Genomic DNA, 11259 nt, shown 5'->3' on the forward strand with positions numbered 1-11259 from the left:
CCCTTGCACAGGGCGCGCCGGTGCCAAACGTGAACGACTGCACTTTCATCCGTGACCCGACAGCCCTCAGGGACTGCATCGAACTCTACGAAGGGCAACGCCTCGCACCCGGGCCGCGGCCCGCAGCCTTCCAGCCGCCGCCCGCGATCGACAAATCCATGGTGGAGGCCGCGGGCGCGATCCCGGCGGCGACGGCGTCCCGGCGCGGAAAGCGGCGGCGCCTTCGCCAGAGCCGCCGGACGTCGTCGCCCGCCCAGGCAGTCCAGGTCGAGCAGATCGCGCCCCGTCAGTAGACCGCCTGGACCAGGCAGGTCCGGCCCTCGCCGTTCAGAACGGCGCAGAGGGCCTGCTCGGAGCGCGGCTGCTGGACCCGGGCCGCCGGACGCCGGAGCTTGCCCGTGGCGGCGTGCGTTGTCGACGGCACCGGCCTGCCGCGCGCCGCCGTCTCGAACAGGGCGCCCGGTCGCAGGAGCGCATCGACGGGGCCGCCCTCCGCGAAGGCGAGACCATGCGGGGCTAGGAACGACCGCGCCGAGCTGGGCAGGGCGCGGCCGGCCTGCATGGCCCACTCCTCCAGGGGCCGGCCCGTGATCCGGACCACGTAGTCGCGCGTCTCGGCGGGCATGGCCGAACGGCCCTCGAGCCAGCCGCGCACCCGCTGCGGGCCGGCATTGTACGCGGCGGCGGCCAGGCCGAGATTGCCGAAGCGGGCGCGGTGCTCCCGCAGGAGTTCCGCGGATTTCGGGATCGCCTCTCCCGGGTCGAACGGATTCCGCAGGCCCCGTTCCGCGGCGGTCCCGGGCATGAACTGGGCGATCCCCTGCGCGCCGACCGGGCTCACGGCGTAGGGGTTGAGGCCGCTCTCCTGGCGCAGGAGGCGCAGGAAGAAGTCGGGCGGGAGGTCGTTGGCGGCGGCCGCGGAGGCGATCAGCGCGTGCATGCCGCCGTCGGCTTGCGGAAACAGCCGGGACACCGCCTCGATCGGCTGGAACGCGCCACCGCCCAGGACCAGCAGGTCGGCCATCGCCGGTCCGATGTCCGGCCCGGCGGCCGGCTCGACCTGTGGGGGCGGGGCGATCCGCGCGAAGGGCGTCAGACCGACCGGCTCCAAGGCCGCGGGGGCCGGGGCGGGGCTCGACGCCCGCGGTGCGACGATCGGGGTCAGGGCGGCGGACATCAGGAGACAGAAGGCGATCGGCCCGTGCGCGTGCCTGCGTGGAAGTCCGAACCGCAGCGGGTGGGCGACCGGCTCACGCATGACCGTTCAGGATTTGACCACCAGCGGACCCACCGGCACACCCGGCCCCGGGACCTCGAGCGGCGTCGGCTTGTCGCGGGCGAGATACTCGTCGACCAGCCGCGTCCCGAGCACCGGATCCCGGAAGCGCCAGAGCTTCTTGCGGGTCCCCTCGATGATCGTCGCGTAGACCGCGAGATCGATGGCCTCGCGGACGGCCATCTGGGTCGGTTCGTTCCGGGTCACGCCCGCCTCGACCTGCAGCAGCTTGGCGACCGCCACGTAGCGGTAGGCGTTGGCGTTGAGGGCGACCGAGTAGATCGTCTTCGTCACCGTGACGCTGTTCAGCACCTCGCCGCTCTGCACGGAGACGATGCGCATGGCCACTGTCACCTCGTCGCGCCGGTACTTGGTGTCGCCGCCGACCCCCAGGAGGTTGGCGCCGGCGCCCCCCGTGACGGTGTTGGCGTCGTAGCCGATGATGCCGCCCTCGACGATCAGCCCGGCGAACCGGATCGGCGGCAGCGGCTTGGCCTCCCCGCCCTCGAATTCCTGGCGGGTCGCCCGGATGAGCTGCCGCTCCTGCAGCAGGTTGGCGAGGCCGGTGCGCTCGACCACCGAGAACCACTGGCCGCGGCCGGCGCGCCGCAGGGCGTCGACCACGAAGGCGCCACCGCCCTGCGTGACCGCGCGGGAATACTCGGCGATGTTGTCGTTCGGCTTGTTCTGACCGGTGAGGTCCGGAAAATTGTAGATCGCGATGTCGACGCGACGGGTCGGCGGCGGCAGCGTCTCGAGATTGAGGTCGGTGGGCGACGGCGGCGTCACCACGGGGGCCTGGGCCAGGAGTTCGCGGTCCCACGGGGCACAGGCCGCGAGACCCGCGCACAGCACGAGGGCGCCGACCAGACTGTTCAGAAGGCTATGCACGGGCAACGCCGTCTCCGTTCTGGTCCGCGTGCCGGGCCGCCGCATCCGCTCGCGCGGCGCGGGCGGGCAGAGCCGGCCGGCATAAATGATGGGGTATCATCGCTGAGCGCCCGGTCTCAGGGGGCGCCCGAGAGGGGCGTCGTGGCGGTCGAGCCGCTGCCCACGGCCGCCGTCGCCGGCACGACGATAGTCGTGGTCGATTGGCCGTCGAAGATCTGGAGCTGGATGTTGGCCCCCAGACGCTGGAACGTGACCTGCGACCCGCCGAAGCTGTAGCTGCCGCTCTGTTGGGCATTCTCGCCGAAGAGCGCCTGCGTGATCTGATTGGCGAGGGACGAATAGATCTGAGACTGAAGCTGCTGCGCGAAGATTTGACCCGGGCTCTGCGTGCTCGAGGAGCTGATCGCGGATTGGATTTGCTGGAGACGCTGGGCGCGCCGGGACGCATCGTTCTGCGCCGTCGCCTCGGCCTGGAGCCAGGAGCCGTTCAGCGGGCTGCCGCCGAAGGACGGATTGACCGGCTGGTAGACGAGGCTGCCGGCCTGCGTAGGCGCCCCCGTGAGGAGGCCGGCGGCGAGCACCATCGGAGCGGAGATTCGAAACTGGCGCATGCCCTTACTTCCGCGTGACCGTCACGTTGGCGCCATTGCCAACCTGCGTGATGCCGATCGGCAGCGGGTTGTTGCCCGATTGCTGCGCCGTGATCGCGTTGTTGTCGCCGCGAACCGTGATCGCCGCTACAGCGCCGGATGTCTCCTGCTGGGTGCCGACCGCGTTCGAATTCCCGATGACGGATATCGTCGACTGATTGCGGCCGCCCGTTTGCATCTGCGTCACGGTATTCTGCGAACCGACGACACTTTGGATCGCGATGTTCGCGTAACCGGATTGGTCGATGTTCGCGACGTTGCCTGTACCGAGCTGCAGCGCACGCGCCTGATTGGAGGCTGCCGATGCCGAGGGAGGCAGGTAGCCGGGGTTGAGAAGCCCGATGCCGGACTGGGCGCCGAGGATGTAGTCGCTCTCTTGGATCCCGGTGGCCGGTGGGGCGGCCGCGGAGCGCCGCGCATTGACCTGGACCTGCTCGATCGAAACGCGCTCCTGCGCGTTCGCAGAGCCTGCGGCGATCGCGGCGACGAGGCCGAGAAGCAGTAGCCTCCCCCCATTCGCCCGGCTGCGGCACATGCGGCGCATGATCTCCTCCTGTCAGGCCTTTTAGGTCGTAAATCAGTATTGTCGAACGCTGTACAGTCTATGCCGCAGTTTCGTCACCCATATATTGAATCTGTGGTGGATATGCCACACGATCATAGCGCGTAAGTCGCCCCGTTATCCACGTCATTCGATTGTCAAGTGGATATCGGGGAAATCTCCACCCACAAAATGAGTAACAGATTTCATCTAACCAAGCCGAAGACCCTGAGCACGGCCGGAAATGAGAGATCCCCGGCGCCGGTGCGGCCGGCCCCTGCGGTCGTGTCGCGCATCTGCCGCAAGGCGGCCGTTCGGCTTCAGAGCCGGTCCTGGCCGTCCTGGCATTCCGCGGTGGCGTCGCCGGCCGTGACGCGCAGGCGCGCCCTGTAATGGGCGCCGGCCTCGACGCTGAAGGTCGTGTTCCCGACCACGCTGGCTTCCGGCGGCTGGACGGTGAAGGCGCCGCCCTGGTTGATGACCGAGGTGCCGGAGGGTCCGGACTTCTCGATGCGCAGTTGGTAGGTGCCGGGTCCCGGGGTGACGCTGAAGACACGGCCGGAGATCGAGACCATTCCGCCGCTGACCTGCTGGGTCAGCTCGCAGCGCAAGGCTGGGGGATCGTTCGGTGCCGTGACCGGCATGATGAAACCTCGCGTCTGCAGCGACAGGTGAGGGCCGCGCTGGTCGGCGCGGCCCTCTTTGGTGTTAGGCGCTGGAGCCGAAAGCCGGCCGAGCGACTTAGTGCTGACGGACGTTCAGCACGTTGGTGTTGCCAGCCTGAGCATAGACGGCAACGTTGCCATTGGTGTTCTGGGTGACAGAGGCCTGGTTACCCGTGCCGCTCTGGGAGCCGACGATGCCATTGAGGTTGCCGTTCTGGACAAGCTCAGCCACGTTGCCGGTTCCGGACTGCGTGTTGATGATCCCGTTGAGGATGCCAACCTGAGACACGGAAGCCGAGTTGTTGGTCCCGGACTGATAGTTGAGCAGCACGTTGCCAGTGCCGGACTGCAGGGCAGCCGAAGCGGTCGTATTATAGGTGCCGGGCGCGGAACCGGGTCCGGTCAGCGTGTTGGTGACATCGCTCTGCCGCGAGTACGCGTAGTTGCCATTGCCATTCTGCTCGAGCCGGGCGACGGCGCCCGTGCTGCCGCTCCTCTGGAAGAGGTCGGCGCCATTGCCGTTTCCGTTGTGCTGGTACACGCCGATCTTGCCGCCGGTTCCAGCCTGCGTGATGCCGATCGAGTTTTTGTCTCCGGCCGTCTGCCAGGTGAAGGCTTCGTTGTTCATGCCGCTCTGGACGGCCTTCACCGTGTTGTTCTTGCCGCCAAGGGTCAGATCGCCAAGACCGTACGCGTAACCCTGCTGGTAGTAGGCAATGTTTCCGGTGCCCGTCTGAGACGCAGTGATTGAGCTGCCATCCTGGTAGAGCTGAGCAGCGTACAGGTAGTTAAAGCCGGTGTTGGTGGCCGTCTGAGTCAGATCGATCTTGCTGTTGCTCACATAGTTCTGTTCGCCGAGAGCAACGTTCCCACCGCCGGACTGAGCGATCGTGATCGAGCTGTTCTTGGCGGCGTTCTGAGTGGCCGTCGCATCCTGGAAGTTGTTGATCTGCGTGATCGTGATCGTGCCCTTGTCGGTTTCAGCGTTCTGGTAGGCGTCGGACTTGTTGTGGTCACCCGTCTGCGACACGGTCATCGTGCTGTTGCGCGTTCCGTTCCACTGGCGACTGTTGGCGACGTTCTCGGTGCCGAACTGCGTCACGGTGAGGGTGTCGTTGGAGACGCCGTTCGTCTGCGAGGCCTCCGCGGCGCGGTTGCCGGTGCCGCCACCCTGGTTCACGGTGATGGTGCTCTTCGACACGTTGTTTTCCTGCCGAACCAGGGCATAGTTGCGGTCAGTGTTCTGGTTGACAACAATCTGCGAGTTGCTGACGAGGTCCCGCTGCCGGCTGTCAACTTCGTTGTTGTTGCCCACCTGGGTGATGGTCGAGGCGCTCTGAAGGCTCGTGCCCCTCTGATCCAGCGTCACGGTGTTGCCGTTGCCCGTCTGCGTCGCCGTTGCAGTCGTATCCGTGGCGCTCGACTGGGTGGCCACCACCGAGTTCGGGTTTCCACCGCCAGTCTTGCTTTGAGTGACATTGATCCTGCTGTTGGACGACGCCGAATCCTGACCGGTCACAACCCGGTTTCTGTCGCCGTTCTGCTTGATCGTCTGGCCGTTGTCGGAGCCGGACTGCTGCAGGTTGAAGACGTTGTCGCTGCCGATCTGCGTCAGGTCGATGAAGCTGTTCGAGGTCTTGTCGTCCTGCTTGATGAGGTTGGTACCGTTCGAGGCGCCGAACTTGCCCCCAAGCGTGGGGCTCGTTCCGGTCACGCCGTTGTTGCCGCCGTTCTGCTGCAGCTCGACGCGACCCTTAATGCCCTCCTGGGTGACATTGGCGGTGTTGCCCGCGCCGATCTGCTCACCGCCCCCAGACCGGGTGCCGAGCGCGTTGCCCGTGCCGGTCTGGTTGACGGTCAAGACGTTGCCGTCGCCGCCGCCCTGCGTGAAGGGCCGGAAGAGCGAGCCGACCGAGTTGCCGCCGCCGTTGCCAGCCGTCACTTTCTCCACCCCGGAGCCGGTGTCGTTCTGGTTGATGGTGATCGTGTTCGAGTTGCTGGGCTGACTCGTATAGGTCCTGTTGCCGCCCGCCGCGTAGGCGGAAGCCGTGAAAGCGATGGCGGCGACGCCCATCGACAGGCTGATCAGATGCTTATTCATTTAAATATTCCCCTCTCCCTGAGCCAATTCATGGCGAGCGGCGCCGTCGTATCCGGCTGCCAAGTCTCATCCCGGGACATCGGCCTGGGGTGGACCTTAGCCATTGAGTAACTGACTTTGCCGGGCTGTCTAGTGCTTAGGATCCGTGTAAGCAGTTTTCGCAGGCTAATTGCTGCCTTTAATGGCATAAATGACGCAAATTAATCCTAAATAGGTAGAATATGCGCCTCTATTTATCAGGCAACGACTTTTCCACCCGACTGCATGGCAGCGGATGCTCTTCGAATCGCGATCATTTAGTTTGAAAATCAGTCGCTACGGATCGCGAAGCGACACCGATGCGTCATTAATGGTCTGTTAACGGCTTAGCTGGCCGGTGTCTAGCGATTTCAGAGACGATTTGACTGTTTTTGTTAATTCGCAGAGGACAAAGGAAATCACGATGGATCACGAACGGACGTAAAGTCGATCGATCTTGCCTTTTTTAGAATTATCCGGAGATTTAAGACTCCCTTTGTCAGTCTATGTCGGATCGAAGCACATTGGATGCCGCAGTGCGGATCGAGTGTTTCGGCGCACGTTCGGCGAATCTTGAAATCGCTCGACGCCGTGACATGAAACACGCCACTTACTCAGCACGCACAGAACCATGGGGCAGGCTGCGACGGGCGATGCTTCGACGCGGTCCGGCCGATTGGACACCCCCCTCACGCCCGAGACGGAAGGCCGTCCCATACTCCCGCGCCCTACAGGATGAGGGCGCAAACTGCGGATGCGCAGCCTCTTCCCTGCGGGTTATGATCCCGGCCGGCCTCGAAATTCAGTCTGTCTTCAGTGAAAACACAGTCGAGGCGATTTTTTATCGATCCTTGATGTGAAGTGTCATTTTTGACACGCTCTGAATAGGGTCAAAGCGGTATGCTGACGGCCGTCGGAGATTGGCTTCATGGCTGGCGCAGCCTTCAAGGCCGCCCGGGGATGGAGGATCGACAGTGCAGTTCCGCCGCCGAACGGCTGGCTGCTGGGACGGTCGGGCGCCGGATCAGTCGACGCGAACCCGCGCAGGGCGAGAACCGTCCGCGCATGTGATGGAGGAGAGGGCTCGATGAGACGATCCGGCTCATCGCGACTGCAGAAGGTGCTCCTGGCCGCGACCGTCTGGTCCGCCAGCTTCGCGCCGGCACTGGCGCAATCGGCGTCAACGGCGAGCCAACCGGGGTCTGCACCACCTCAGTCGCCTCCGCCGCAGGTTGGCGCTGCCGCGTCGCCGCAGCCGGCCCCCAGCCCGAACCCAGGCTGCGACGCCGCCTGCGTGCGCGCCAACAACGAACTCGCGTCCCAAGCCTGCGCGCCGCGGATCGAGGCGCAGGCCCCGACGGATTTCGAGTGGGTCTCGCGTCCCTTCGCCAAGATCTTCCAGCAGGCCGAGGCGCCTGAGGCCGCCTCCACCGTGGTGCGCTATCGGGGCGATTCGATCCGCTTCCTCAGTCCCGCCAAGGAATGGGTGCGGGTGACCTACGAGTGCGGGTTCGATGCGGCCAGCCACTCGGTCGCGTATGTCCGCGTGCGCCTCGGCCGGCTCGACAAGGCGGACGCGCCCGCGCCGCAGCAGCAGCCGGTCCGGGCCAATGCACCGGCTCCTCAGCCGATGGCGCCCCAGGCGCAGCAGCAGGCCGCCCGCACGGGGGCGCCGGTGCCACGCAAGCTGCTGCCCTCGGAGCCGAGCGAGATCGAGATCCGGCAGGTCAATCCGCGGATCCGGCAGGCGCAGCCATGATCTCGGATCCGTTTCGCCGCGCCCGTGTCGCAGGGGCGATCTGCGCCGCCCTGGCCCTGCTGTTCGGGATCGGCGCGCGGGAGGCCTGCGCGCAACCCAGCCCGCTCTCGGTGAACGACTGCACCCTGCTGCCGGATCCGAGCGCTCTCCGGCGCTGCCTGGACCAAGCCGAGGGCCGCGTGATCGCACCGCTTCCGCCGGTGGCGGGGCCGGCGGCACCCGAGCGTCCCGAACAGTCGGTTCAGGCCGCCCGCGGCACCGCCGCCGCCAAGCCCGGCCCGCCGCCGCAGACCGACTTCCTCGGCAACAGGCTGGCCCCCGCGCCGAGCGCCCGGCCATCCTCGCGGACCGTCATCGATCTGGAGTGACGGGCCGCCGCGGCGATGGCCGCGCGGCGGACGGTCCGTCACCGTGCCCGGAAGGCCGCGTCGAGGGCGTCCGAGACGCTCGCCAGGGCCGCCGCGCGGGCGGCAGGGTCCGAGCCGATATGCGGGTCGCGCTGCACGCAGGGATCGGCATAGGTGAACGGCGTGGCGTTCGCGCCCGTGACGAGCACGCCGTCCGCGGCCTCGTGGATCGCGCAGCCGCGCACGGTCTGCGCGCCCTTGACGGCCACCGGCTGGGGCGGCCCGGCCGGGTTGTCGAAGACGTGCTGCGCCCACGGATAGACGGTCAGGCCGACATCGGCTCCGGCCGCCTTCAGCCGCTCGGCGTAGGCGGCGCAGGTCGCGGCCGGATTGTAGTCGTCGCCGCTGCCGCCGAACATGCGGACCGGCCGCTCGACCAGGGCGGTGTCGTCCCGGAACCGGATCGCGCAGTCCGGATAGACCGGCAGGTAGAGGGCCGGCGTGATCCCGGAGCGGTTCCAGGCCGCGTCGAAGCGCTTGAGGCCCGCATAGAGCGCGGCCTGCCCGCCGCGCGAGAAGCCCATCACGGCGATGCGTGCCGGATCGACCCGCGGATGCTTGGCCAGCACCCCCAACGCCCGGTAGATGTCGAGGATCAGGTTGGTGCGCGCCAGGAGGCTCTGGTCGGTGTTGACGCTGGTCAGGCCGCGGCCGGTGAAGCCGTCGATGGCGAAGGTCGAGAGGCCGCGGGCCGCCAGGGCTCGCTGCCAGAACTCGATGTTGCCGCCCAGGCCCCCGGAGCCATGCATCAGGATCACGGTCGGCAGGCGCTCCGTCCCCGCCTTGGCGATGCGCAGGATCCCGGCGACCGTGACGGGCGTGGCACCCTCGGACGTGCCGGTCAGGAACTGACGGTCGGTCAGAGTCAGGCTCTCGAAGGGGTGCACCTCCACCCGGGCGGCGTAGCTGCCGAGATCGGCGACGCCATCCTGCCCCGGATCGGCGGCCGCCGCGAGCGGGCCGCAGGCCAGGAGACCCACCACCAGCAACAGGATCGATCGCCGCATCGGAACCCTCCACCGAAACGGCCAGCGTAGCAGCGGTCCGGGCGCTCTGTCGCCACGGGAGGGGGCGCAGCCGTTTTCCGCAGGGGCTCGGTGTCAGCCTCGGGGATCGTCGCGGGCTCGGCCCTACGCGGCCGCGCGGCCGGCGAGGTAGGCGCGCCAGCCGCCGAAGGGCGTGATGTCGGCGGCGCCTTCGAGGCCGGCGGCCTCGACCAGGAAGCCCTTCGGCGCGGTGCCGTCGGCCAGCCGCAGGGTCCCGATGCCGAGGGGCGCCGGGATGCCGGCCACGAAGGCCCCGAAGGCGGCGGGCGGGAACGCCCAGACCTCGGTCTCGATCGCGCCCCCCGCGTCCGCGGCCACACGGAGCAGGCCCGGGCGCTGCGGCGGGCCACCGGGCAGGGCGTAGAGGCGATATTCCGGCCCGGTCGGCACCGTGCGCAGGTAGCGGGCGCCGCACGCGGTCAGTTCGCGGTTCAGCGGCAGGCCTGACAGATGGGCGCCGACGACCGCCAGCTCGATCTCGCCGGACGCCGCCCGGGCCGGACCCAATTCCGCCGCCGGCACCGGCATCGGGCTCGCGCCGATCCGGGTGGCGCAGGCCGCATGCAGGCGCGCGCCGAGGGCCGCAAGCAGCCCGTCCGACCCGCGGGGGGCGAGCAGGGTGATCCCGGAGGGAAAGCCGTCGGCCCGCGCCCGCCCCGGAACCGCGAGGGCGCACCAGTCCAGCAGGTTGACGAAGTTCGTGTAGGTCCCGAGTTCGCTGTTCGGCCCGATGGGATCGGCCGCCACGGCCGCCCGGGTCTGCGGGCGCGGATAGGTCGGCACCGCCAGCACGTCGACGCGCTCCCAGACCGCGTCCGCCGTTCGGCGCAGCGCCGCGAGGCTGTAGAGGCCAGCGAAGGCATCCGCGGCACTGTAGCGCCCGGCGGCGGCGATCACCGCCCGGGTCGTCGGGTGCAGGATCCCGGGGCGGGTCTCCATCACCGGGCGGATCGCCGCGTAGCGCTCGGCGACCCATGGTCCGTCGTAGAGGAGCGCCGCGACCGCGAACATCGGGCTCAGGTCCACCGGCGCCGCGGGGCCGGCGAGCGCTGCGAGATCGGCCACCGTCGCCGTGAAGGCCGCTTCCGAGAGCCCGTCGCCGCCGAATCGGAGGCTCCCGGGATCCGGAAGCCCCAGGCGCAGGCCAGGGGGAAGACCGGCGGGGGCGGACGGCACGGGCAGCGCCCGCGACCAGGGATCGGCGCCGTCGAAGCCGACCATGACGCGGAACGCCGCGTCGGCATCGGCGACCGTGCCGGCGAAGACCGAGAGCGTGTCGAGGGTGCGGCAGGCCGGCAGCATGCCCCGGGTGGAGATCGCGCCGAGGGACGGCTTCAGCCCGACGATGTTGTTGAGCGCCGCCGGCACCCGGCCCGAGCCGGCCGTGTCGGTCCCGAGGGCGAAGGACACGATCCCGTGGGCGACCGCCACCGCCGAGCCGCTGCTGGAGCCCCCGGGCACGTAGGCCGGATCGATCGCGTTGCGCGGGGCGGGATAGGGGGTGCGCAGGCCAACGAGCCCGGTGGCGAACTGGTCGAGATTGGTCTTGCCGATCAGGATCGCCCCGGCCGCCAGCAGCCGCGCCACCGCCGGGGCGGTCTCGGCGGGCGTGCAGGCGAAGTCCGGGCAGGCGGCGGTGGTCGGCAGCCCGGCCACGTCGATGTTGTCCTTGACCGCGAAGGGCACGCCCCAGAGCGGCATCGCCGCGGGATCGAAGGGCGGCAGCGCCGCTGCGGCCTCCCGAGCCTCGATCTCCGGCACGAGCGCGAGGAAGATGCCGGGATCGTCGACCGCGGCGAGGCGGCGATAGGCCTCGGCCACGACGGCGCGCGGATCGAGGCCCGCGGCATAGGCCGCGTGCAGGAGCGGGAGGGTGGGAAAGGGAGGCACGGCGGCTCCTCGGGT

11 protein-coding genes are annotated in these 11259 nt (G+C 68.5%); 3 read left to right on the forward strand and 8 right to left on the reverse strand.

The annotated features are described in order from the left end of the window. Nucleotides 1-293, forward strand: a 293-nt coding sequence (locus ACXJKQ_RS22850; protein WP_457107986.1) for a hypothetical protein, incomplete at its 5' end; no start/stop codon positions are given. Here ACXJKQ_RS22850 and ACXJKQ_RS22855 read toward each other — a convergent pair. The 6 genes from ACXJKQ_RS22855 to ACXJKQ_RS22880 all read right to left on the reverse strand — a co-directional run bounded on the left by ACXJKQ_RS22855 (nucleotide 287) and on the right by ACXJKQ_RS22880 (nucleotide 6124). Continuing rightward, on the reverse strand, nucleotides 287-1258 hold the full coding sequence (locus tag ACXJKQ_RS22855; protein ID WP_457107987.1) for a lytic transglycosylase domain-containing protein: 972 nt from the start codon (nucleotides 1256-1258) through the stop codon (nucleotides 287-289). The two genes, ACXJKQ_RS22850 and ACXJKQ_RS22855, sit on opposite strands and share 7 nt — an antisense overlap. Nucleotides 1259-1264: 6 nt before the next feature. Next, the gene (locus ACXJKQ_RS22860) at nucleotides 1265-2167 is read right to left on the reverse strand and encodes a CsgG/HfaB family protein (RefSeq protein WP_457107988.1); all 903 of its coding nucleotides are present in this window, start codon (nucleotides 2165-2167) and stop codon (nucleotides 1265-1267) included. Between the two features lie 116 nt (nucleotides 2168-2283). Continuing rightward, nucleotides 2284-2778 (reverse strand): curli assembly protein CsgF, encoded by a 495-nt coding sequence (locus ACXJKQ_RS22865; RefSeq protein ID WP_457107989.1) that lies wholly within the window; start codon nucleotides 2776-2778, stop codon nucleotides 2284-2286. 4 nt (nucleotides 2779-2782) lie between these two features. After that, complete coding sequence (locus tag ACXJKQ_RS22870; RefSeq protein WP_457107990.1) at nucleotides 2783-3361, reverse strand: hypothetical protein; 579 nt, start codon at nucleotides 3359-3361, stop codon at nucleotides 2783-2785. A gap of 317 nt (nucleotides 3362-3678) precedes the next feature. Beyond that, nucleotides 3679-4002, reverse strand: coding sequence for a curli-like amyloid fiber formation chaperone CsgH (gene csgH, locus ACXJKQ_RS22875; RefSeq protein WP_457107991.1), 324 nt, complete (start codon nucleotides 4000-4002; stop codon nucleotides 3679-3681). 97 nt (nucleotides 4003-4099) lie between these two features. Beyond that, nucleotides 4100-6124: a beta strand repeat-containing protein gene (locus ACXJKQ_RS22880; protein WP_457107992.1), complete on the reverse strand. Its 2025-nt coding sequence runs from the start codon at nucleotides 6122-6124 to the stop codon at nucleotides 4100-4102. Between the two features lie 1312 nt (nucleotides 6125-7436). Between ACXJKQ_RS22880 and ACXJKQ_RS22885 the strand changes: the two genes are divergently transcribed. Both ACXJKQ_RS22885 and ACXJKQ_RS22890 read left to right on the forward strand, forming a co-directional pair. Then, a complete protein-coding gene (locus ACXJKQ_RS22885) occupies nucleotides 7437-7901 on the forward strand; it encodes a hypothetical protein (RefSeq protein ID WP_457107993.1) in 465 nt (154 codons plus the stop codon). Further along, a complete protein-coding gene (locus ACXJKQ_RS22890; protein WP_457107994.1) occupies nucleotides 7898-8269 on the forward strand; it encodes a hypothetical protein in 372 nt (123 codons plus the stop codon). Before ACXJKQ_RS22885 ends, ACXJKQ_RS22890 begins: the two co-directional genes overlap by 4 nt. 38 nt (nucleotides 8270-8307) lie before the next feature. Here ACXJKQ_RS22890 and ACXJKQ_RS22895 read toward each other — a convergent pair whose 3' ends face one another. Beyond that, the gene (locus tag ACXJKQ_RS22895; RefSeq protein ID WP_457107995.1) at nucleotides 8308-9315 is read right to left on the reverse strand and encodes a dienelactone hydrolase family protein; all 1008 of its coding nucleotides are present in this window, start codon (nucleotides 9313-9315) and stop codon (nucleotides 8308-8310) included. Between the two features lie 123 nt (nucleotides 9316-9438). Then, nucleotides 9439-11244 (reverse strand): allophanate hydrolase, encoded by a 1806-nt coding sequence (atzF, locus tag ACXJKQ_RS22900; protein ID WP_457107996.1) that lies wholly within the window; start codon nucleotides 11242-11244, stop codon nucleotides 9439-9441. Nucleotides 11245-11259 lie beyond the last annotated feature (15 nt).

The organism is Methylobacterium sp. P5_C11, assembly GCF_054049775.1.

Bases quoted from the DNA above. Each gene is read 5' to 3' on its own strand.
- ACXJKQ_RS22855 (WP_457107987.1), bottom strand. From the start codon at position 1,258: ATGCGTGAGCCGGTCGCCCACCCGCTGCGGTTCGGACTTCCACGCAGG.
- ACXJKQ_RS22865 (WP_457107989.1), bottom strand. From the start codon at position 2,778: ATGCGCCAGTTTCGAATCTCCGCTCCGATGGTGCTCGCCGCCGGCCTC.
- ACXJKQ_RS22870 (WP_457107990.1), bottom strand. From the start codon at position 3,361: ATGCGCCGCATGTGCCGCAGCCGGGCGAATGGGGGGAGGCTACTGCTT.
- csgH (WP_457107991.1), bottom strand. From the start codon at position 4,002: ATGCCGGTCACGGCACCGAACGATCCCCCAGCCTTGCGCTGCGAGCTG.
- ACXJKQ_RS22880 (WP_457107992.1), bottom strand. From the start codon at position 6,124: ATGAATAAGCATCTGATCAGCCTGTCGATGGGCGTCGCCGCCATCGCT.
- ACXJKQ_RS22890 (WP_457107994.1), top strand. From the start codon at position 7,898: ATGATCTCGGATCCGTTTCGCCGCGCCCGTGTCGCAGGGGCGATCTGC.
- ACXJKQ_RS22895 (WP_457107995.1), bottom strand. From the start codon at position 9,315: ATGCGGCGATCGATCCTGTTGCTGGTGGTGGGTCTCCTGGCCTGCGGC.